This window comes from Phenylobacterium sp. (genome assembly GCF_036402295.1).
Classification (GTDB): domain Bacteria; phylum Pseudomonadota; class Alphaproteobacteria; order Caulobacterales; family Caulobacteraceae; genus Phenylobacterium.
Genome location: NZ_DASWTE010000392.1, coordinates 1 through 20,198, shown reverse-complemented (window position 1 = coordinate 20,198; position 20,198 = coordinate 1). Strand labels below are relative to the sequence as shown.

General features: G+C 71.4%; 21 protein-coding genes. 14 read left to right on the top strand and 7 right to left on the bottom strand.

The features are described from left to right. On the top strand, window positions 1-368 hold a 368-nt coding region (locus VGD44_RS22885), incomplete at its 5' end, for an acyl-CoA dehydrogenase family protein (RefSeq protein WP_331090696.1). Continuing rightward, window positions 368-1,150: an enoyl-CoA hydratase/isomerase family protein gene (locus tag VGD44_RS22880; RefSeq protein WP_331090695.1), complete on the top strand. Its 783-nt coding sequence runs from the start codon at window positions 368-370 to the stop codon at window positions 1,148-1,150. The genes VGD44_RS22885 and VGD44_RS22880, both read left to right, overlap by 1 nt. Here the strand turns inward: VGD44_RS22880 and VGD44_RS22875 are convergent, their stop codons facing one another. Further along, window positions 1,151-1,831: a ParA family protein gene (locus VGD44_RS22875; protein WP_331090694.1), complete on the bottom strand. Its 681-nt coding sequence runs from the start codon at window positions 1,829-1,831 to the stop codon at window positions 1,151-1,153. A 160-nt stretch (window positions 1,832-1,991) separates the two neighbouring features. On the opposite strand from VGD44_RS22875, the gene VGD44_RS22870 reads away from it, so the two are divergent. Continuing rightward, complete coding sequence (locus VGD44_RS22870) at window positions 1,992-2,849, top strand: phytanoyl-CoA dioxygenase family protein (protein WP_331090693.1); 858 nt, start codon at window positions 1,992-1,994, stop codon at window positions 2,847-2,849. Here VGD44_RS22870 and VGD44_RS22865 read toward each other — a convergent pair. After that, entirely contained in the window at window positions 2,846-3,439 is a 594-nt protein-coding gene (locus VGD44_RS22865; RefSeq protein ID WP_331090692.1) for a GNAT family N-acetyltransferase, read from the bottom strand. The genes VGD44_RS22870 and VGD44_RS22865 overlap by 4 nt on opposite strands. A 64-nt stretch (window positions 3,440-3,503) precedes the next feature. On the opposite strand from VGD44_RS22865, the gene VGD44_RS22860 reads away from it, so the two are divergent. The 3 genes from VGD44_RS22860 to glcF are packed head-to-tail and all read left to right on the top strand — an operon-like array spanning window position 3,504 to window position 7,437. Next, a complete protein-coding gene (locus VGD44_RS22860; protein ID WP_331090691.1) occupies window positions 3,504-4,991 on the top strand; it encodes an FAD-linked oxidase C-terminal domain-containing protein in 1,488 nt (495 codons plus the stop codon). Continuing rightward, window positions 4,991-6,163, top strand: coding sequence for a glycolate oxidase subunit GlcE (glcE, locus tag VGD44_RS22855; protein ID WP_331090690.1), 1,173 nt, complete (start codon window positions 4,991-4,993; stop codon window positions 6,161-6,163). The genes VGD44_RS22860 and glcE overlap by 1 nt, the downstream gene beginning before the upstream one ends. Then, the gene (gene glcF, locus VGD44_RS22850; protein WP_331090689.1) at window positions 6,160-7,437 is read left to right on the top strand and encodes a glycolate oxidase subunit GlcF; all 1,278 of its coding nucleotides are present in this window, start codon (window positions 6,160-6,162) and stop codon (window positions 7,435-7,437) included. Before glcE ends, glcF begins: the two co-directional genes overlap by 4 nt. 173 nt (window positions 7,438-7,610) lie before the next feature. Here glcF and VGD44_RS22845 read toward each other — a convergent pair whose 3' ends face one another. Further along, window positions 7,611-8,684 (bottom strand): NADH:flavin oxidoreductase, encoded by a 1,074-nt coding sequence (locus tag VGD44_RS22845; RefSeq protein WP_331090688.1) that lies wholly within the window; start codon window positions 8,682-8,684, stop codon window positions 7,611-7,613. Between the two features lie 119 nt (window positions 8,685-8,803). Here VGD44_RS22845 and VGD44_RS22840 point away from each other — a divergent pair, with 119 nt between their 5' ends. Then, window positions 8,804-9,166 carry a DUF6152 family protein gene (locus VGD44_RS22840; RefSeq protein WP_331090687.1) on the top strand — a complete coding sequence of 121 codons (363 nt, stop codon included), beginning with the start codon at window positions 8,804-8,806 and terminating at the stop codon, window positions 9,164-9,166. Here the strand turns inward: VGD44_RS22840 and VGD44_RS22835 are convergent. The 3 genes from VGD44_RS22835 to VGD44_RS22825 are packed head-to-tail and all read right to left on the bottom strand — an operon-like array spanning window position 9,163 to window position 12,240. Beyond that, complete coding sequence (locus VGD44_RS22835) at window positions 9,163-9,960, bottom strand: CAP domain-containing protein (protein WP_331090686.1); 798 nt, start codon at window positions 9,958-9,960, stop codon at window positions 9,163-9,165. The genes VGD44_RS22840 and VGD44_RS22835 overlap by 4 nt on opposite strands. Next, window positions 9,957-11,012, bottom strand: a complete 1,056-nt coding sequence (locus VGD44_RS22830) for an SO2930 family diheme c-type cytochrome (protein WP_331090685.1) — start codon at window positions 11,010-11,012, stop codon at window positions 9,957-9,959. Before VGD44_RS22830 ends, VGD44_RS22835 begins: the two co-directional genes overlap by 4 nt. A gap of 4 nt (window positions 11,013-11,016) precedes the next feature. Then, on the bottom strand, window positions 11,017-12,240 hold the full coding sequence (locus tag VGD44_RS22825; protein ID WP_331090684.1) for a parallel beta-helix domain-containing protein: 1,224 nt from the start codon (window positions 12,238-12,240) through the stop codon (window positions 11,017-11,019). Between the two features lie 87 nt (window positions 12,241-12,327). On the opposite strand from VGD44_RS22825, the gene VGD44_RS22820 reads away from it, so the two are divergent. After that, complete coding sequence (locus VGD44_RS22820; RefSeq protein ID WP_331090683.1) at window positions 12,328-12,756, top strand: GNAT family N-acetyltransferase; 429 nt, start codon at window positions 12,328-12,330, stop codon at window positions 12,754-12,756. On the opposite strand, the gene VGD44_RS22815 is transcribed toward VGD44_RS22820, so the two are convergent. Continuing rightward, entirely contained in the window at window positions 12,735-13,748 is a 1,014-nt protein-coding gene (locus VGD44_RS22815) for an adenosine deaminase (protein WP_331090682.1), read from the bottom strand. The genes VGD44_RS22820 and VGD44_RS22815 overlap by 22 nt on opposite strands. Window positions 13,749-13,955: 207 nt before the next feature. On the opposite strand from VGD44_RS22815, the gene VGD44_RS22810 reads away from it, so the two are divergent. From VGD44_RS22810 to VGD44_RS22785, 6 genes are all read left to right on the top strand, one after another. Further along, a complete protein-coding gene (locus VGD44_RS22810) occupies window positions 13,956-14,594 on the top strand; it encodes a DUF4129 domain-containing protein (RefSeq protein ID WP_331090681.1) in 639 nt (212 codons plus the stop codon). Continuing rightward, window positions 14,591-15,814 carry a hypothetical protein gene (locus VGD44_RS22805; protein ID WP_331090680.1) on the top strand — a complete coding sequence of 408 codons (1,224 nt, stop codon included), beginning with the start codon at window positions 14,591-14,593 and terminating at the stop codon, window positions 15,812-15,814. Before VGD44_RS22810 ends, VGD44_RS22805 begins: the two co-directional genes overlap by 4 nt. Further along, a complete protein-coding gene (locus VGD44_RS22800; protein WP_331090679.1) occupies window positions 15,801-16,757 on the top strand; it encodes a MoxR family ATPase in 957 nt (318 codons plus the stop codon). The genes VGD44_RS22805 and VGD44_RS22800 overlap by 14 nt, the downstream gene beginning before the upstream one ends. A gap of 79 nt (window positions 16,758-16,836) precedes the next feature. Next, window positions 16,837-18,150: a DUF58 domain-containing protein gene (locus VGD44_RS22795; RefSeq protein WP_331090678.1), complete on the top strand. Its 1,314-nt coding sequence runs from the start codon at window positions 16,837-16,839 to the stop codon at window positions 18,148-18,150. Then, a complete protein-coding gene (locus VGD44_RS22790; protein ID WP_331090677.1) occupies window positions 18,150-19,148 on the top strand; it encodes a stage II sporulation protein M in 999 nt (332 codons plus the stop codon). The genes VGD44_RS22795 and VGD44_RS22790 overlap by 1 nt, the downstream gene beginning before the upstream one ends. Beyond that, window positions 19,145-20,029, top strand: a complete 885-nt coding sequence (locus VGD44_RS22785; protein WP_331090676.1) for an RDD family protein — start codon at window positions 19,145-19,147, stop codon at window positions 20,027-20,029. Before VGD44_RS22790 ends, VGD44_RS22785 begins: the two co-directional genes overlap by 4 nt. Window positions 20,030-20,198: the final 169 nt, after the last annotated feature.

Below are 20,198 nucleotides of genomic sequence, written 5' to 3'. Positions count from 1 at the left end.
AGTACGCCAAGGAGCGCGTCGTGTTCGGCCGCCCGATCGGCGAGAACCAGGGCGTGCAGTTCCCGATCGCCCGCGCCTACGTGCAGATGACGAGCGCGAGCCTGATGGTCGACAAGGCCGCGGAGATGTTCGAGGCCGGCGAGCCCTGCGGCACGGAGGCCAACATGGCCAAGCTCGCCGCCTCCGAGGCCAGCTGGTTCGCCGCCGACATGTGCCTGCAAACCCACGGCGGCTTCGGCTTCGCCGAGGAGTACGACATCGAACGGAAGTTCCGCGAAACGCGCCTCTACCAGGTGGCGCCGATCTCCACGAACCTGATCCTCAGCCACGTGGCGACCCACGTGCTCGGACAACCGAAGAGCTTCTGATGGCCTACGAGACGATCAAGGTGACCCAGCCTGAGGCCGGGATCACCGTCATCACCTTCGCGCGGCCGCAGGTCGCCAACGCGCTCTCCACCCAGATGGGTCGCGAGCTGCTGGACGCCTGGAGCCAGATCCGCGCCGCCGAGGCGCTGCGCTGCGTGATCCTGAGCGGCGAGGGCAAGCACTTCCAGGCCGGGGCGGATCTCAAGGAACGCAACGGCATGACCGACGAGGCGTGGGCCGAGCAGCACCGGCTGTTCGAGGCGATGATCCGCGCCCAGCTCGCCTGCCCGGTCCCGGTGATCGCCGCGGTGCAGGGCGCGGCCATGGGCGGCGGCTGCGAGATGACCTTGGCCTGCGACTTCGCCTATGCCGCGGAGGGCGCACGGTTTGGGCTGCCGGAAGCGGGCCTCGGCATCCTGCCGGGCCTGGGCGGCACCCAGCTGCTGACCCGCGCCGTCGGTCCGCGCCGCGCCATCGAGCTCCTCACCACGGCCCAGCCGTTCTCGGCCGAGCAGGCGCTGGAGTGGGGTCTGGTCAGCGGCGTCGTCGCGCCGGAGGCGCTGATGGACACAGTGCTGGGCGTGGCGCGGGTGATCGCCAGCAAGGCGCCCCTCTCCGTTCGCGGCGCGAAGCGCGTGGTGCACGAGGGGCAGGATCTCGACCTGAAGCGGGCGATGGACCTGGAGCTGTCGATCTACAACAACCTCTTCACGACCCAGGACCGCCGCGAGGGCGTGGCCAGCTTCAATGAGAAGCGGACGCCGGCCTTCGAGGGGAAGTAGTCAGGCCGCAATCCGGCTCGGCGCGCCCATGTTTTCGTGGGCGGTTGGCAGGAGCAGCAGGTCGCTGACCTCGGCCAGCAGCTTCAGCACGTCCACAGCCGCGTCGCTGCCCGGATCCCACTCGGTGACGCCCTGCTGCTGGGCGAAGGCGTGCTGGTAGGCGGCGCGGCTGCGCAGCATCGCCTGAGCCGTCGGCGCGCCCGCGGCCTGCAGCGCCTCGCGCGCCCGCTGGACGAACGGCGACTCGATCCCGCTGCGGGCCGGCGGACACTGGTTCAGCACCACCAGACCGTTGCTGCGCATACGGCGCACCAGGGCCACGGACTCCTTCACGGCGGCGAGGTCCAGGCTGGTCGGTCGCGCGACAGCCAGGCAGAGGTCGGCGGCGTTGACGGCGAGGATCACGTCGCCCTCGGGCGCGGTCGGTGTGTCGACGATCAGCAGGTCGCAGCGGTTCTTGGCGCAGACCTCCTGCACGATGAACAGCTTGGCCGCCGTGGTCTCGAACAGCAGCGACGACGCCTCGGCGCGGCGGCCGAGCACTTCGGAGGCGGAATGGAGCGGGTCGACGTCGGCGACGACGACCTTCAGCCCGGCCTGCCGGGCCGCGAGCGCCAGGCTCACCGATACGGTGGTCTTGCCGGCGCCGCCTTTGCGGGAAAGCACTGCGATGGTCTTCATGGCCGTTCCCCCAGAACGTCATGCCTGCCGGACCGGCAGGCATGGGGGAGGGTGCGCCCATCGTCACCAACAGGTTGTAAGCGAACAGCGTTACTTTTCCGTTCCGCTTCACTGCGCCGCGCGGGGGCTGTGCTAGCCTCCGGAAAAACGGGAGGCAGCCATGATCCGCCGGGGGCGTCCGTACCTGGAGATCCGCACCGAGCCGGCCGGCGAGGCGACCGCGCAGCTGGAGCGCGAGGGCTACACGATCGTCCGCGGGCTGCTCACGCCAGACGAGGTGGCCGAGCTCACCGCCGACATCGCGCGTGTCTACGACCACGAGCCCGAGGACGCGCGGAACCTCCGCCTGCCGCCCGAAGACCGCGACATGTTCCGCTACGCGATGCTGAACCGCAGCGCCGCGGCGCAGAAGGCGGTGGCGCATCCGAAGCTGCTGGCGGTGATCGAGCCCCTGCTGGGCGAGGACTGCCACGTGATCGCCAACACGGCCTGGCGCAACCCGGCCGGGCAGCCCGGGAGCCATGGCGGGCAGAACTGGCACATCGACGCCGGGCCGCACGTGCCGTTGCCCGAGGGCGTGCGCTGGCCGACGGACATCCCGCATCCGGTCTTCGCGATCGGCGTCCACGTTTACCTGCAGGACTGCGCGCTGGAGGACGGGCCCACCGGCGTCATCCCGGGCAGCCACCTGTCGGGCCGCCCACCGCCGCAGGACCGCACCATGGACGGCGACCTCACCTATGAGGGCCAGGGCGTCGTGCCGTTCGTCGTCAGGGCCGGCGACGCGGGCTTCTTCGTCTCCGACATCTGGCACCGGCGCATGCCCACCAAGCTGGGCTCGGACCACGGCCGCTTCTTCCTGCAGGTCCACTACGGCCGCCGCGACATCGCCCAGCGGATCGTGACAACGCGGGAAGCCAACCACCTGACGCCCGAGGCGCTGGCCCGCGCCGAGGCGGGCACGGAGCGCGAGCGCCGCGTGGTGGGCCTGCACCCGGCGTTCTTCTACGACGGCTAGCGGCGGGCCGGGCGCAGCATCGGGTAGAGCGGCGGATAGTCGTCGGGCTGGACCAGGCCGATGACCTCGAAGCCGTGGCGCTCGTAGAGCGGGACGTTGCGCGGATTGCTGCTCTCCAGATAGGCCGGCAGGCCCTCGGCGTCGCAGCGGCGCAGGCCCTCCTTGAGCATCGCCGAGCCGAGGCCTTCGCCCTGCCGCGACGGGTCCACGCCCAGGGCGGCCAGGTACCAGTGCGGCTCTTCGGGATGATAGCCGCGGATCTGCTCGCCGACCTGCGCCAGCACCGCGCCCTTCTCCGGGGTGACGTCGACCAGGGCGCCCAGCATGGTCTCCAGGTCGGGCTCGACGCCGGCCGGGAGCCACAGCGACACCGCCGCCCCGTCCTCGGAGACGAACGCCGTGCCGTGGTCGATCCCGCGCCCGCCCATGGCCATCACGAACACCGGCCAGCCGGCCATGAACTCGCGCGGCTTCGGGAAGATGTAGCGCACGCACGGATCGGTGCTGAACGACAGCAGCAGCGTATCGACCATCGCCTGGCGGTCGCCGGCCTGGGCGGTGCGGATGGCGGCGGGAGTCATGGCGTTCATCTGCGTTTCCGATCGTCTGGGCGTATGCTAGCGCCGCCGTGAGTCTCCGCCTACCGTCACGCCCATGAAGATGCCCGCGCCCGACGCCGCGCTCCTTGCCCGCAAGGCCGAGATCGTGCGGGCGTTGCGCCGGATCGTGCCGGGCGAGGGCGTGGTGTCGGAACCCGCGGGCCTCGTGCCGTTCGAGAGCGACGGGCTGTCCGCCTACCGTCAGACGCCGATCGCGGTGGTGTTGCCGGAGACCACGGCGCAGGTCTCCGAGATCCTGCGCTGGTGCCAGGCCAACGGAGTGAAGGTGGTGCCGCGCGGGGCCGGCACGTCACTGTCCGGCGGGGCGCTGCCGCTGGCCGACGGGGTGGTCGTGGGTCTGTCGAAGTTCAACCGCGTGCTGGAGGTGGACTACGCCAACCGCTGCGCCGTCGTGCAGCCCGGAGTCACCAACCTCGCGATTACCGACGCGGTGGAGGCGGAAGGTTTCTACTACGCCCCCGATCCGTCCAGCCAGATCGCCTGCACCATCGGCGGCAACGTGGCCGAGAACTCGGGCGGGGTGCATTGCCTGAAGTACGGCCTTACCACCAACAACCTGCTGGGCTGCGAGCTCGTGCTGATGAACGGCGAGGTGGTGCGGCTGGGTGGCAAGGCGATGGATGCCGACGGTTACGACCTCCTCGGCCTGGTCACCGGGTCGGAAGGCCTGCTGGGCGTGGTCACCGAGGTGACGGTCCGCATCCTGCCAAAGCCGCAGACGGCCCGGGCGTTGCTGCTGGGGTTCCCGTCGGTCGAGGCGGCCGGCGCCTGCGTGGGCGACATCATCGCCGCGGGGGTGATCCCGGCGGGCCTGGAGATGATGGACAACCCGGCGATCCGCGCGGCCGAGGCCTTCGTGGGCGTTGGCTACCCGGTCGACGCCGCGGCGCTGCTGATCTGCGAGCTGGACGGGCCCGAGGCCGAATGCGCCGAGCTCACCGGCCACGTCCGGGCGCTGGCGGCCCAGCGGGGCGCCGACTTCGTGAAGGTTTCGAACTCCGAGGCCGAGCGGCTGGCGTTCTGGGCGGGGCGCAAGGCGGCCTTCCCGGCGGTGGGGCGGATCGCCCCCGACTACTACTGCATGGACGGCACCATCCCGCGCGGGAAGCTGCCGCAGGTGCTGACCCGCATATACGAGCTGGCTGCAGAGTACGGCCTGGGCGTGGCCAACGTCTTCCACGCCGGCGACGGCAACCTGCACCCGCTGATCCTCTACGACGCCGACAAGCCGGGCGAGCTCGAGAAAGCCGAGGCGTTCGGCGCCGACATCCTGAAGCTCTGCGTCGCCGTGGGCGGCGTGTTGACCGGCGAGCACGGCGTGGGCGTGGAGAAGCGCGACCTGATGGGCGAGATGTTCGACGAGACCGATCTCGCCTGCCAGCAGCGGGTGAAGTGCGCCTTCGATCCCGGCCTGCTGCTCAATCCCGGCAAGGTGTTCCCGACCCTGCACCGCTGCGCCGAGCTGGGCCGCGTGCACGTCCACAAGGGGAAGCTCGCGTTCCCGGAGCTGCCGCGTTTCTGATGCTCGACCAGACCGTCCGTCCCCTGAAGCCCGCCACGCCCGAGGAGGTGCACGCCGCCATCGCGGAGGCCGGGGCGGCCGCGCGTCACGTCGAGGTCGTCGGGGCCGGCACCAAGCGGGCGATCGGGAGCATGGACCCGGTCGACGTGGTCCTCTCGACCCAGCGCCTGGACCGCATCGTCGACTATTCGCCCGACGAGCTGGTGCTGACCGCCCAGCCGGGCGTGCGGATCGCCGATCTGGAGAAGGTCTGCGCCAGTCGCGGTCAGATGCTGGCGTTCGAGCCGCCGCGCTGGACGCGGCTTCTGGGCTCGCGCGGCGAGCCCACCCTGGGCGGCGTGGTGGCGGCGAACCTGTCGGGTCCCCGGCGCATCCGGGCCGGCGCGGCGCGCGACCACCTGCTGGGCTTCGCCGGCGTCTCGGGCCGTGGCGAGGTGTTCAAGGCCGGCGGCAAGGTGGTGAAGAACGTCACCGGCTACGACCTGATGAAGCTGATGGCCGGGTCTTGGGGGACGCTGGCGGTCTTCACCGAACTGACCATCAAGGTGCTGCCGGCGCCCCGCACCGAGCTGACGCTGCTGCTGTTCGGTCTGGCCGACGTGCGCGCCAGCGAGGCGATGCAGATGGCGCTGAACGGGCCCTACGACGTCTCGGGCGCCGCCCACCTGCCGACCTTCGCCGCTCGCTCGCGGCCGCTGAAGGCCGAGATGCCCGTGACGGCGCTGCGCCTGGAGGGCTTCGAGGCCTCGGTCGAGGCGCGCGCCCAGGCTTTGGTCGCGGCGCTGCAAGTCTTCGGCCGCATCGACGAGCTGGAAGGCGAGCACTCCCGGGAGTTCTGGGCGCAGATCCGCGAGGCCGAGGCGTTCGCGGGCGATCCGCGGCCGCTATGGCGCCTGTCGCTGCCGCCGGCCCAGGGCTGGAAGGGGCCGCACGCACTGCCGGGTGATGCACTTTACGACTGGGGCGGCGGCCTCGCCTGGCTGCTCACAGACGAGCCGGCGGCCAAGGTGCGCAGCGTCGCCCGCGGCCTGGGCGGCCACGCGCTGTGCCTGCGCGGCGCCGAGGCGTTCGGTCCACGCGAGGGGCCGTTGGGCGAACTGCAGGGCCGCGTGAAGGCGGCGTTCGACCCGCTGGGCGTGCTGAATCCCGGACGCATGGAGGGCGGCGCATGAGGACCGCCTTCACGCCCGAGCAGCTCGCCGATCCCGAGACCGCCGCCAGCGCCGGCGCGATCCGCAAGTGCGTGCACTGCGGCTTCTGCACGGCCACCTGCCCGACCTACGTCCTGCTGGGCGACGAACGCGACAGCCCCCGGGGCCGCATCGAGCTGATCCGCGAGATGCTGGAGAAGGGCGGGCCGCCCCCGCCCGAGACCGTCACCCACATCGACCGCTGTCTGTCGTGCCTGGCCTGCACGACCACCTGCCCGTCGGGCGTCGACTACGGCCAACTCATCGACCACGCCCGCGCCCACATCGAGGCGCACCACGTGCGGCCCTGGCCCGAGCGGATCCTGCGGGCGTTGATCCCGGCGGTGCTGACGCGGCCCCGGCGTCTCGCGTTCGCCCTGTCGCTGGGCCGGCTCGCACGCCCGCTGGAGCCGACGCTGCAGCGGCTGCGACTGACCCCCTTGGCGGCGCTGCTGCGGCTGGTTCCGAAGCGGTCGACGGCGGCGGCGGCCGTGTCCACTACGGCTCAGGGCCAGCGCCGTGGCCGGGTGATCCTGCTGCAAGGCTGCGTCGAACCCGCCATGGCGCCCCAGGTGCGGGCCGCGGCCGTGCGGTTGCTGACGCGGGCCGGCTTCGAGGTCGTGCTGGCCGAGGGCGAGGGCTGTTGCGGGGCGCTGTCGCACCACCTGGGCCGGGCCGACGAGGCCCGGAGCATGGCGCGCGCCAACGTCGCCGCCTGGGCGCGGGCGGGGAAGGTCGACGCCATCGTCACAACCGCCGCCGGCTGCGGAACCATGCTCAAGGGCTATGCCCACCTGGTCGGACAGGCGGTTCCCGCGAAGGACATCCTGGAGTTCATCGGCGAGGTGGGGCTGCCCCCGGTGGCCAAGGCGCACGGGACCGTGGTCGCCTACCACGCCGCCTGCTCGCTGCAGCACGGCCAGCAGGTGAAGGCCGCGCCGCCCCGCCTCCTGGCCGAGGCGGGGTTCGACGTGCGCCTGCCGGCGGAGGGCCACCTCTGCTGCGGCTCGGCGGGCGTCTACAATATCCTGCAACCCGGGCTCGCGACCCGCCTGCGCGACCGAAAGGCCGCCAACCTCGCGGCCACGAAGGCGGCCGTGATCGCCGCCGGCAACGTCGGCTGCATGGCCCAGCTCGCGCCGGTCCTGGACGCGCCGGTGGTGCACCCCGTGGAGCTGCTCGACTGGGCCACGGGCGGACCGAAGCCCGCGGCGCTGGAGGCCCCCGAACCCGACCGCCTCCGTATTTCTCCGTAGGGAACCATGCGAGATTTCCAACCTGGCCGCGAACAGCCAAGCTCCTGCTACCTGTTGGGAGCGTCGCGATGGCCCTGGAACTGCAGCCCGAAGTCTTCCTGACCGCCTACGGCGCCTATGCCGCGGTCGTCATGGTGGTGCTGCTGTGGAACGGCTGGGACGCCCGCCGCGCGTCAGGCCGCTTCGACGAAGCCCGGCCAGGTCGACATGTACTTCACGAAAGCCGGGCCAAGGCCCTCATTGGCCAGATATTCGGCGGTCACCGGTAGGGCGATCGGGGTGAACGCCGCGTCGCGGGCACGCTGCACGAAGTCATGATGCAGGATGGCCGCCCGGCCGATCAGCACGTAGTCGGCGCCGTTCTTCAGCATCTGCGCGGCAATGGCCGGCGAGGTCACCTTGCCGGCGACGCCCAGGCGCACCTGGCCGCGGGGCAGCTCGGTGAAGTAGCTCATCAGGCTCCGGCCCTTGAACGCCTCCTCGACGGGCTCCTTGAAGACGTCCCACAGCGACATGTCGAGGTAGTCGATCTTGCCGGCCGCCAGGATCGCGCCGGCGGTCTCGACGATGTCGGCCAGCTTCAGGCCGAACCGCTCGGGCGACAGGCGCAGGCCCACCTGGAAGTCGGCGCGGGTGCGGGCGCGGACGCCGTCGATGATCTCGTTCACGATCCGCGCGCGATTCGCGACCGAACCGCCGTAACGGTCCTCGCGCTTGTTGATCTCGGGCGAGAGGAACTGGGCTAGGACGTAGCCGTGGGCGCCGTGGATCTCCACGCCGTCGAAGCCCGCGTGCTCGGCGCGGACGGCGGCGGCCACGAAGTCCTCCACCAGCTGCTCCACCTCGCTCAGCGAGAGGCCGCGGGCGCCGGTCTCGGGATCATCCGAGGCGCTGACCGGTGTGCCGACCAGGTCCTTCGGCGATCGGTTGCCGGCGTGGTGCAACTGCACGGCGGAGACGCTGTGGTGGCGCTTGATCTCGGCGGCGAGGCGCGTGAGGCCGGCCACGTGCTGGTCGCCGAAGATCCCGAGCTGGCCGGGGAACCCCTGGCCGACGGCCTGGACGTGGGCGGCGCAGGTCATGGTGAGCCCGAACCCGCCCTTGGCCCTGAGCGTCAGCCACTTGAACTCGTCGTCCGACAGCGTGCCGTCCGGATGGCTCTGCAGGTTGGTGAGCGGAGCCAGCATGAATCGGTTCTTGAGCGCGGGCCCATGCGCCAGCGTCAGCGGGGAGAAGAGGTCGGCCAAGGCGAGCTCCTGGAAGCGATGTCGACGGGACCGATACCGGCCTTCCGCGGCGGACGGCAAACGAGCCTTTCTGCAAGCGGGCTCAGAGCTTAGGCTTCCCATGGGGGCAGGAGGTCGAGATGACAAGGCTGTCGACCCTGGCGCTTTCGGCGACCCTCGCCCTGACCGCCGGCGCCGCGTCCGCCCACCACGGCTGGACCAGCTACAGCAACCAGGAGGGCCAGGTGGCGGGCGTGGTGGAGAGCGCCGAGCTCGGCGCGCCGCACGGCCTCATCAAGGTGCGCGCCGCCGATGGCGTGTGGGACGTGATGCTGGCCCCGCCGGCGGCGATCCAACGCTCCGGCCTGACGCTGGATGCCATCCCCAGGGGCACGTCCGTGACCGCCAAGGGCCACAAACGCATCGGCGGGACCAAGGAAATCAAGACCGAGCGCCTCGTCGTCGGCGACCGCACCTTCGACCTCTATCCGGCCCGGAACTAGCCCGCCTCGCTCGCCAGGAAGATCGGGCCGCCGACCACGTCGAAGCGGCCGGCTTCGCGCGGGCGGATGGCGGTGATCTGCATGACCGGCGGCGAGCCCTCCACCTTGCCCATCCGGCTGCCCTGCGGGATCGCCAGCCGCGGGCGGTGCTCGCTGGGCAGGCTGGTGAGGGCGCGGCGGATCAGCGGGCCCTGGGCTATGAAAGGCAGCGGCTCGGCCAACGTCGCCAGCGGCCGCGCATAGAGGCCCACCAGCCAGTAGCGGTCGCCCCGGTTCACGACGGCATAGGCGGCGTGGGTGTGGCTGGGGCGGAGCAGGTTCTTCCAATGGCCGGCGCTGCCGCGAAGGCGCTGCAGCAGCTGGGTCGCGCGCACCGGCGCGCCCCGATGGTAGGCGATGTTCTCCGACGGCGAGCCGATGGTCGTGCGGCCCACCAGCCACAGGCGGTGGCTGGGGTCGAATCCCTCGGGCGAGAGATGCTCCACATAGCCCCGCTGGGCGAGGTCGCCGGCGTGGGCGGCCGCAGCGGCGGCGAGCTCGTCCTGCCACGTCAGCGGCGGAACCCCGGCCTTCGCGCGCTCGCGGTTGGTCAGGTCGAGGGCGGCGCGGCCGGCGTCCAGGTCGATGCGCCCGCCGCCCGCGTCGGCCAGCCGGGCGCGCAGGCGGGCCTCGTAGCCGGTCCAGGCCTTGACGTTGCTGGCCTCGGGCGCGGCGTCGGTCGCCTCGTCGGCCCAGGCGGGAACAGCCAGTGCGGCGAGGCCCGCGGCCAGCAGGACGCGGCGGTCGGGCGTCACGGCGCCTTCATGGCGGCGATCCAGTCGCGGACCAGGGCCAGCCCCTCCTCGTGGGTCAGCGTGCGGCCGAGCTCGGGCATCATCACGCCGGGCTCGTTGGAGGCCATGCGATAGGCCAGGATCGAGGCGTCCGGATGGCCGGGCTCGATGCCGACCTTCAGGCCGCCCGACCCGCGGCCCGCCGCGACGGGTCCCTTGCCGACGCCCAGCTGCGGCGGGCGCGTCTCCTCCAGGCCCAGGAACAGGCCCGAGTTGGAGGCGATGGCCCGCGGGCCGTGGCAGTGGGCGCAGTTGGCGTCGAGGTAGGCCCGCGCCCGGGCCTCGAGCGGCTCCTTCGGATCGTCCCAGCGCGCGGCCCGCGGCGCGGCGGCCGGCCTCGGCGCCCCGGCCAGCACGCCCGTGCGTGTCCAGTGGGCGAGCTGGTTCTCCGTCCCCCCGGCATAGGCGAAGTCGCCGTTCAGGTTGCGCGCCTTAGGGCCGATCGGCAGCAGCGTCTTGTCGAGCTGGTGGCACTCCTTGCACTGGTTCTGGTTGGGGACGGCGTAGTCCACGCGCCGCGCCTGCCCCTTCGCGTCGACGAAGCCCGCGTCCAGCCGCGCCCCGGCCCGCTTCAGCACCGCGTCGGTCTGCCCGGCGTTCCAGACGTAGGCCAGCGCCACCCACCCCGCGCGCTTGCGGATCAGCAGGCGAGTCTCGAGGTAGCGGATGTCGTCGACCGGCCGGCGCAGATCGCCCGGATAGGCGAAGGTCTTCACCAGGGTCGCGCCCACCGGGAACTCGAACACGCCGTCGGCCCGGTAACGGGCCTTGGTCCCCGGCGGCAGGTAGAGGAAGCGGAACTTCTCGGCGTAGTCGCTGAACAGCGGAGTGTTCAGGGCGTAGGGCGTCAGCCCCGCGTTCGGCGTGCGGCCGCCCGTGTCCTTGAACAGGCGGTAGTCCGCGAGCTTCGGCGCGGGCGCCTCGGCCAGCAGGGTCTCCAGCGCGACGCCCTCCGGCTTTGGGGCCGCTCCAACGCAGAGAAGGGCGGCCAGAACTGCGGCCAGACGCTTCAAACGACTACGCTCCCAGGTCGGCCTGCGCCTTGGGCAGCACCACGGCCTTGGGCTCGGCCAGCTGCGGCGTGGTCTCGGGGATCACCGCCGTGGCCGTCACCGATGGATTGGCCTTCTCGATCTGCCCGGGGCCCGGCAGGCGCAGGTTCAGCACCGGCCCATCCAGCAGACGCACGCGCACCGGCTCGGTCGTGCCCGGGAAGCTGGTCACGCCGTCCCAGACGATCGGCGGGATGTCCGACTTCAGCATCATCTTCACCAGGCCGCCGCCGTTGAACTTGGGGTCCCAGCCGTTCCTGCCGATTTTGTTGTTCCGCACGACCACGTCGCGCGGCAGCGGGTTGTAGGTCTTGTCGTCGAACGTCTGGGTGTAGCTGACGAGCACGACCGCCGTGGACTGGTTGCCGTCGATCTCGTTCTCGAAGACGTGGACGTTGCGGTTGGCCATGATCATCACCCCGGTGCCCTGGGGCACGTTGGCGACGATGTTGCCCTTGGGCGCGAAGTTCGGCGTGTCGTTCTGCACGACCCTGTTGCGGAACAGGCGCGTGGAGTGGCCGCCCATCTGCGGCAGGTTCGGCAGATCGAACACCAGGATGCCGCCGGTGTTGCGGGTGGCGACGTTGTCGAAGACGTCGGCGTTCATCGAGTTCTCGATCTCGATCCCGGCCACGTTGAACTCGGCCGTGCTGCGCTTGACCACGATGTTCTTCGATTGGCCGACGTAGATGCCGGCGTCTGACGCGCCGCGCACCAGCACTTTGTCGATCAGGACGTTGGTCGAAGCGACGGGATAGACCCCATAGGCCCCATTGGTCTCCTTGGGCCCGCCGGTCCATTCGACGCGGACGTTGATGAAACTGATCTGGTCCGCGCCCTTCGACTTCACCCCGTCGCCCTTGGTGTCCTCGACGGCGAAGTCGCGGACGGTGACCTTGTCGGAGGTGATCAGCAGGCCCTCGCCCGCGCCCTTCTGGCCCTTGAACGACAGCACCGTGGCGTCGGGCCCGGCGCCCTTCACCGTCACGTTGTCCACGTCCAGCGACAGGCCGTCGGTAAGGTCGTAGCGGCCGGCGTCCAGCTCGACCGTGTCGCCCGGCTTGGCGTCCAGGAGGGCGGTCTGCAGGCGCTCCTGCGCGTCGGGGCCGGGTCCCACGGCGAGCGTCTTGGCGTGGGCGGCGCCGGCCAGCGCCGTGGCGGCGAGCAGGGCTGCGGAGAACCGGATCATGACATGCCTCCCCGGCATCGTGACGTGCCGTTCAACTTCGAGGGTAGACGCTGTTCAGGCAGGCTCCGCAACCCCTATGGTCGCGGAATGACTGTGGATATCCGCCGGATCGGACCGAACGACGCCGCGGTGCTCGACCGTGTGGCCGAGGACGTGTTCGACGACGACATCGATCCGAAGAAGCTCGCCGCCTACCTGGCCGAGCCGGGCCACCTGATGGTGCTGGCCGTGGCCGCCGGCGAGGTGGTGGGCCAGGCGCGCGGCATGGTCCAGCGCCACCCCGACAAGCCCACCGAGCTCTACATCGACAATCTGGGCGTCGCGCCGGAGCGCCGGCGCGAGCGGATCGCCACGCGACTGCTCGACGAGCTGGTCGTCTGGGGCAAGGCGAAGGGGTGCGAAGCCGCCTGGGTCGGCACCGAGGTCGACAACGAGGCGGCCCGTGCGCTGTACGAGGCCCGCGGCTCCGAGGCCGAGACGTTCGTCCTCTACTTCTACGAATTCGCCGCCGCGTAAGCGTCGATGTCGGCGAGGTGGCGCGCCACCTGCTCGCGCGGCAGGAACGAGCCCGTGAAGCTGTTCTTCGCCAAGGTGACCAACTCGTCGCGCGTCAGGTCCAGGGCGGCCGCCGTCTGGGTCCAGTTGGCGCCCAGGTAGCCGCCGAAATAGGCGGGGTCGTCCGAGTTCAGCGTCGCCTTCAGCCCCAGGTGCAGCATCTTCTTCAGCGGATGCGCCCTGAGGTCGTCGACCACGCAGAGCTTCAGGTTCGAGAGCGGGCAGACGGTGAGCGTCATCCCCTCGGCGGCCAGGCGCTTCACCAGCGCCGGGTCCTCCAGCGCCCGGTTGCCGTGGTCGATGCGGTCGACGCCGAGCACGTCCAGCGCTTCCCAGACGTACTCGGGCGGTCCCTCCTCGCCGGCGTGCGCCACCAGCTTCAGCCCGCGCTCGCGCGACGCCCGGAACACACGGGCGAACTTCGACGGCGGATGGCCCACCTCCGACGAATCCAGCCCCACGCCCAGGATCCGGTCCAGGTACGGCTCGGCGTCCTTCAGGGTCGCGAAGGCGGCCTCCTCGTCCAGATGGCGCAGGTAGCAGAGGATCAGGCTGGAGGTGACGCCGAGGCTGGCCTCGGCCTCCTGCATCCCGGCCAGCAGGCCCTCGATCACCACCTTGAAGGGGATGCCCCGGTCGGTGTGCGTCTGCGGATCGAAGAACAATTCCACGTGTCGGCAGCCGTCGGCGGCCACGCGGCGGAAGTAGGCCAGCGCCAGGTCCTTGAAATCCGCCTCGGTGATCAGCACGCCCGCGCCTTGGTAGTAGATGTCCAGGAAGTCCTGCAGGTTCGAGAAGGCGTAGGCGGCGCGCACCTCCTCCACGCTCTTGAAGGGCAGGGCGATCCCGTTGCGGCGGCCCAGCTCGAACATCAGCTCGGGCTCGAGGCTGCCCTCGATGTGCAGATGCAGTTCGGCCTTCGGCAGGCCGCGGATGAAATCGACGCTCGTCATGCCGCCCACCTCAGCGCGAATGCTGCGAGGGTCAAGACATCCCGCGCGCCGCAGGCGCACGTCATTGGGCCGCAGAAGACGCGGAGGCCGCACCAGTTGATCTTCCGCGTCTTTCTGCGTTTTCCAGGGTTGAAGCTTGTCGGCGCTGACGCGGGCTTGCGGCGGCCGGCGGGTCGTCTAGGCTCGCGGCGCAACTGGGGAGTGTGCGTGCAGGGGGAAAGCGTTGCGGCGGCGGACGGCCAGGCGGCGGATGCGAACCTCGCCGCGGCCCATGAGGCGCTGCTGAAGACGCCCGGCGTCCAGTTCGACTTCAAAGGCGCGCCGAAGGAAACCCCGCCCGACCTCGAGTGGCTGCGGCCCGTCCTCGAGTTCATCGCCGACATCGCCCCGGTGCTGCAGTACGTATTCTGGGGCGGCCTGATCGTGGGCGCAGCCCTGATCCTCTACTTCATCGCCCGCGAGTTCCTCCCCGAGACCTGGTTGCGCGGCAAGAAGACCGTCGTGCCGGTGACCGACTGGCGGCCCGAGCCCGGCAAGGCGCGCGCCCTCCTGGAAGACGCCGACGGCCTGGCCGCGGCCGGCCGGTTCGAGGAGGCGATCCACCTGCTGCTGTTCCGCTCGATCGACGACCTGGTCGCGCGGCGTCCCGGAGCGGTGCGCCCGGCGTTCACCAGCCGCGACATCGCCGGGCTCGAGGTGCTGCCCGCCGAGGCGCGCTCGGCCTTCGCGCGCTTGGCCCAGGCCGTGGAGCGCACCTTCTTCGGCGGCCGCCCCGCCGACGCCGACGCGTTCGGCCAGGCCCGCGCCGACTACCAGACCTTCGCCTTCGCCGAGGGCTGGCGATGACCGCCGCGGCCGACCAGCCGGCGTCCGGGCCGGCGTTCTCGCCCAAGGTGATCTTGGCCCTGGTGCTGGTGGGGATCGTGGCCTTCGCCGGCTTGGCGGTGCTCGCCGCCTACGCCCCCGACCTGCGCAGCGGACAGGACGGCCGCGCGCATGCGCTGTCGAAGTCGGCCATAGGCTTCGCCGCCGCGCCGATCCTGATGAAGCGCCTGGGCCAGGCGCCGGTGGTCAGCCGCAGCCGGACCCTGAACCTGGAGGACGCGGCCGTCGTCCTGACGCCCGAAGGCAACGAGAAAGCCGACGCGCTGAAACCCTTCGCCGAGGCGGGGACGGTTCTGATCGTGATGCCGAAGTGGATCGCCGCGCCCGACCCGATGCGGCGCGGCTTCGTCCGCAAGGTAGGGCTCGTCGAGGGCGACCACGACACGCTGCTTGCGGCCTATTCCAAGGTCACGCGGATCGGCGCCGCGCCCAAGGCGGGCAAGCCGGTGCTGCGCGGCGCGGGTGGGCCGTTCGCGCCGGGGACGTACCTGCCACTGGGGACGATCGACCGGATGCAGACCGTCTCGGGCGAGGGCTGGGCGCCGGCGCTGGTGGACTCCGCGGGCTCCATGGTGCTCGCCCAGTCGCGCAAGCATCCCAACGTATGGCTGCTGGCCGACCCCGACCTGCTGAACAACCAGGGCCTGGCGAGCCTCGCCAATGCGCGGGCCGGCGTCGCGATCCTGGACGCGGCCAGCGCCGGCGGCGCGCGGGCGCTGATGTTCGACGTGACCCTGAACGGCTACGAACGCGGTCGCGGCATCGGACGCACCATGCTGGAGCCGCCGTGGCTGGCGGCCACCCTGATCGGCCTGGCGGCGGCGATCCTGATGGGCCTGCATGCCCTGGCCCGCTTCGGCCAGCCACGGCGGCGCGAGCGGGCTTTCGCGCTCGGCGCCCAGGCGCTGGTGGACAATTCGGCCGGCCTCGTGCGGATGGCGCGGCGCGAGCACGAACTGGCGCCGGCCTACGCGGCGCTGACCCGGGCGCTGGTCATCCGCGCCGCGGGCGGCCACACCGCCGAGGAACACTGGCTGGAGCACCTGGCGGAGCGCCGCGGCGCCACCCCGCCGGGCGAACTGGCCGCAGAGGCCGAACAGGCCAAGACCCGCGACGACCTCTTGGCCGTCGCGCGCAAGCTGTACGACTGGCGAGGGGAGATGACGCGTGAACGTCGCTGAGGTGAAGGCGCTGGCCGACAAGGTCCGGGCCGAGATCGGCAAGGCCATCGTGGGCCAGCAGGACACCATAGACCTGCTGCTGACCGCGCTCTTCGCCCGCGGCCACGTGCTGCTGGAGGGCCCGCCGGGGGTGGCCAAGACCTACCTGGCCCAGACGTTCGCCCGCACCCTGGGCCTCGACTTCGGGCGCATCCAGTTCACGCCCGACCTGATGCCGGCCGACATCATCGGGTCCAACGTCTTCAACTTCCAGACCTCGACCTTCTCGCTGACCGAGGGGCCGCTGTTCTGCGAGCTGTTGCTGGCCGACGAGATCAACCGCACCCCGCCCAAGACCCAGGCGGCGCTGCTCGAGGGCATGCAGGAGCGGCGCGTCACGATCGACGGCAAGGCGCGCGAGCTCTCGGAGCGCTTCATGGTGGTCGCCACCCAGAACCCGCTTGAGCAGCAGGGCACCTATCCGCTGCCCGAGGCCCAGCTGGACCGCTTCCTGTTCAAGCAGACCCTGGGCTATCCCGACCGTGAGGAGGAGCGGCGGATCGTCGCCGAATACGGCATGCAGAGCGGCCACTCCGACCCCGCCCAGCGCGGCGTGGCCCGCGCGGCGACGGCGAAGCAGCTGGCCGACGCGCACAAGGCGGTGGCCGGGATCCGGTTGACCGACGAGATCGTGGGCTATGTCCTCGACCTGGTGCGCTCCACCCGTGAGACCCCCGACCTGGCCAGCGGCGCCAGCCCCCGCGCGGCCGCCCAGCTCGCGCTTGCGGCCCGTTCGCGGGCGGCGCTGGACGGGCGCGACTACGTGATCCCCGACGACGTGAAAGCGCTCGCGCTGCCGGCGCTGCGTCACCGGGTGATCCTTTCGCCCGCCGCCGAGATCGACGGCCGCCGGCCCGACCAGATCATTCAGGGCCTCGTCGACCTGGCGGCCGCGCCCAGATGATGCGCAGAGCGCATCATCCCCTTTTCTGGCGCGCCTCCCGGGCGGCGAACCGGCCTCCACTTCGCCTGGAGGCGCGCTGATGATCCTCTATCCCACCCGCCGCGCGATCGCGCTGATGGCCGTTGGCGCCGCGCCGGCGCTCGCCGTCGCGCTGCTCGCGCCCCACCTCTGGACGGCGGCGGCGGCCTGGATCGTGCTGGCCATGGGCCTGATGCTGGCCGACGCGCTGATGGCCGCCCCGCCGCGGCGGCTGGAGCTGGCGCTGGCGGCTCCGCGGGTCATTGGGATCGGGCGGCCGGAGACCGCGCGGCTGACCGCGGCGTTCGGCCGGGGCGGGCCGCGGGAGGTGGAACTGGCCGTGGGGGTCAACGACCGCCTCGCCGCCGTGCCCGACCGCCAGGTCGTGCGCACCTTCGAAGGCCGCGCGGAGGCCGACGTGCGGCTGGACCCGGTGCGCCGCGGCGAAGGCCGGATCGAGGGCGTCTGGGCGCGCTGGACGGGGCCGCTGGGCCTGGTCTGGCTGCAGCGCCAGCAGCCCGCCGGCCCGCCGGTCAGCATCACGCCCGACGTCGCCGCGGTGAAGGAGCAGGCGCTGCGCCTGTTCGCCCGCGACGCGCCCCTCGGCGCCAAGCCGCTGCTGGACCGCGGGGAGGGCTCGGACTTCCACGCGCTCAAGGAATTCCAGACGGGTATGGACCTGGGCGACATCGACTGGAAACAGAGCGCCCGCCACGGCAAGCTGATCGGCCGCGAGTATCGCACCGAGCGCAATCACCACGTCCTGCTGGCGCTGGATACCGGCCGTCTGATGAGCGCGCCGGCGGCCGGCCTGCCGCGCATCGACCGGGCGATCAACGCGGCCCTCCTGCTGGCCTTCGTGTCCTTGAGGATGGGCGACCGCGTGGGTGTCTTCGCCTTCGACTCCAAGCCCCGGCTGGCCAGCGGGCTGGCCTCCGGACCGGCAGCCTTCCCCCTGCTGCAGCGCCTCTGCGCCCAGGTCGACTACTCCACGGAGGAGACCAACTTCACCCTGGGCCTGACTGCGCTGGCCGGCCGGCTCGACCGCCGCGCGGTGGTCGTCGTCTTCACCGACTTCGCCGACGCCACCTCGGCCGAGCTGATGGTCGAGAACGTGGCCCGGTTGATGCGGACCCACCTCGTCCTCTTCGTGGTGTTCCGCGACGAGGAGCTCGAGGGCCTGGTCGGCCGCGAGCCCACGGCGCCGGAAGACGTCGCCCGCGCGGTGATCGCTGAGCGCCTGCTCAAGCAGCGCGAGGGAGTGACCGCACGGCTGCGGCGGCTGGGCGCCCAGATCGTCGACGCGCAGGCCGACGGCCTCGCGACGGCGCTTGTCAACAGCTACCTCGACGTGAAGCGGCGAGGGCTGGTCTGATGCCCGAGCTGCATCTCAAGAGCTGGCGGTTCCGCGCCGAGCGCGAGCAGGACTGGCGGCGGCTGGACTCGCTCCTCACCAAGGCCGAGACCGGCGGTGCGAACGGCCTGAAACGCGACGAGCTGCTGGAGATCCCGCTGCTCTATCGGCAGGCGCTCTCGTCGCTGTCGGTGGCTCGCTCGATCTCGCTTGACCAGAGCCTCACCGCCTACCTCGAGAGCCTCTGCACGCGGGCCTACTTCTTCGTCTATGGGACGCGGTCGCGACTGCCCGAGCGGTTGGCGCGGTTCTTCCTGCGCGACTGGCCGGCCTCGATCCAGGCCCTGTGGCGCGAGACGCTGGTCGCCTTCGTGCTTTCGGCCGTGGCGACCGTGGTGGCCTATGTGCTGGTGCGCCGCGACGCCGACTGGTTCTACAGCTTTATCGAGCCCGCCATGGCCTCCGGACGCGACCCGATGGCGACCACGGCGTCGCTGCGGGAAACGCTCTACGACAAGCCAGGGGCCACCGAGAGCCTGGCGACCTTCGCGACCTTCCTCTTCACCCACAACGCCCAGGTCGCGCTCTTCTCGTTCGCCCTGGGCTTCGCGCTGTGCCTGCCCACCGCGGCGCTGATGGTCATGAACGGCGGCATGCTGGGCGCCTTCCTGGCCCTGTTCGCCTCGCGCGGCCTGGGCGTGGAGGCCGGCGGCTGGCTGATGATCCACGGCACCACCGAGCTTTTCGCCATCATCCTGGCCGGCGCGGCGGGCTTCTCCATCGGCTGGGCCGTCACATTCCCGGGCGAGCGGAGCCGGGTGGACGCCGCCGCCGAGGCTGGGCGGCGGGCGGCCACGGCCATGGCCGGCGTCGTCTGCATGCTGCTGGTCGCCGGCCTCCTCGAGGGCCTGGGGCGCCAACTGATCACCAGCGACGTCGCCCGCTACGTCATCGCCGGCGTCATGCTGGCGGCCTGGCTCACCTACTTCTACTGGCCGCGCCGGAGCGAGCCGGCATGACCGGCGCCGCCCCTCCCAGGCCGCGGCGCGAGCCGTTCGACGGCTGGCGCGAGCTGGTGACACCCGAAGGCGTGGACCTGCGGCTGCGGGTGGGCGCCTACGCCGAGCGGTTCGCCGCCATGCTGCTCGACTTCCTGATCCTGGGCGTGGTGCTGGTCGTCTTCTCGATCCTGGCGCTGATCGTCGCCTCGGTGACGCGCGTGAGCTGGATGAACGACGTGCTCTTCATCGTCTGGATGCTGGGCATGTTCGTCGGCCGCAACTTCTACTTCTTCTGGTTCGAGGCCCGCCCGCGCGCCGCCACGCCGGGCAAGCGCATGATGGGCCTGCGCGTGATCGCCGCCGACGGGGGCCAGCTGACCGCCGATGCGGTCTTCGCCCGCAACGCCATGCGCGAGGTCGAGGTGTTCCTGCCGCTCGTCTTCTTCTTCGCCGAGGGCGAGGGCGTCGATGCGGCCCTAATCGGCCTGGGCGCGATCTGGAGCGGCGTCTTCGTGATCTTCCCGCTGTTCAACCGTGACCGGCGGCGGCTGGGCGACCTGGCCGCCGGGACCATGGTCGTGAAGGCCCCCAAGCGTCTGCTGCAGCCCGACCTCGCCGACTCCGAGCGCACGGCCAGCCGGGGCCTGGCCTTCACCCCGACCCAGCTCGACGCCTACGGCATCAAGGAGCTGCACGTGCTGGAGGACGTGATCCGCGCCGCCGACCGCAAGGCGATGGCGGAGGTGGCTGCCCGCATCCGCGTCAAGATCGGCTGGGATGGCCCGACCGACATCGCCGACCGGACGTTCCTCAACGCCTACTACGCCGCCCTGCGCGGCCGCCTGGAGAGCCGCCTGCTCTTCGGCCGCCGCCGCAAGGACAAGTTCGACGTGGGCTGACTAGCTGAAGATCTCGGCCAGCCACTGTGGGCCGGCGCCGTCGCGGATCTTGCGCAGCTCGACGTAGAGCACGGCCACCAGCGAGGCGCTGATCACGGCGGTGATCGTCTGCTGGATCACCTGCAGTCCGATGTTGAGCGGGCTCGCCGCAACAGCCATCGGGTTCTCC

Excerpts from the sequence above, each read along its gene's own strand:
- VGD44_RS22880 (WP_331090695.1), top strand. The coding sequence starts at position 368 with ATGGCCTACGAGACGATCAAGGTGACCCAGCCTGAGGCCGGGATCACC.
- VGD44_RS22875 (WP_331090694.1), bottom strand. The coding sequence starts at position 1,831 with ATGAAGACCATCGCAGTGCTTTCCCGCAAAGGCGGCGCCGGCAAGACC.
- VGD44_RS22870 (WP_331090693.1), top strand. The coding sequence starts at position 1,992 with ATGATCCGCCGGGGGCGTCCGTACCTGGAGATCCGCACCGAGCCGGCC.
- VGD44_RS22865 (WP_331090692.1), bottom strand. The coding sequence starts at position 3,439 with ATGAACGCCATGACTCCCGCCGCCATCCGCACCGCCCAGGCCGGCGAC.
- VGD44_RS22860 (WP_331090691.1), top strand. The coding sequence starts at position 3,504 with ATGAAGATGCCCGCGCCCGACGCCGCGCTCCTTGCCCGCAAGGCCGAG.
- glcE (WP_331090690.1), top strand. The coding sequence starts at position 4,991 with ATGCTCGACCAGACCGTCCGTCCCCTGAAGCCCGCCACGCCCGAGGAG.
- glcF (WP_331090689.1), top strand. The coding sequence starts at position 6,160 with ATGAGGACCGCCTTCACGCCCGAGCAGCTCGCCGATCCCGAGACCGCC.
- VGD44_RS22840 (WP_331090687.1), top strand. The coding sequence starts at position 8,804 with ATGACAAGGCTGTCGACCCTGGCGCTTTCGGCGACCCTCGCCCTGACC.
- VGD44_RS22825 (WP_331090684.1), bottom strand. The coding sequence starts at position 12,240 with ATGATCCGGTTCTCCGCAGCCCTGCTCGCCGCCACGGCGCTGGCCGGC.
- VGD44_RS22820 (WP_331090683.1), top strand. The coding sequence starts at position 12,328 with ATGACTGTGGATATCCGCCGGATCGGACCGAACGACGCCGCGGTGCTC.
- VGD44_RS22815 (WP_331090682.1), bottom strand. The coding sequence starts at position 13,748 with ATGACGAGCGTCGATTTCATCCGCGGCCTGCCGAAGGCCGAACTGCAT.
- VGD44_RS22805 (WP_331090680.1), top strand. The coding sequence starts at position 14,591 with ATGACCGCCGCGGCCGACCAGCCGGCGTCCGGGCCGGCGTTCTCGCCC.
- VGD44_RS22795 (WP_331090678.1), top strand. The coding sequence starts at position 16,837 with ATGATCCTCTATCCCACCCGCCGCGCGATCGCGCTGATGGCCGTTGGC.
- VGD44_RS22790 (WP_331090677.1), top strand. The coding sequence starts at position 18,150 with ATGCCCGAGCTGCATCTCAAGAGCTGGCGGTTCCGCGCCGAGCGCGAG.
- VGD44_RS22785 (WP_331090676.1), top strand. The coding sequence starts at position 19,145 with ATGACCGGCGCCGCCCCTCCCAGGCCGCGGCGCGAGCCGTTCGACGGC.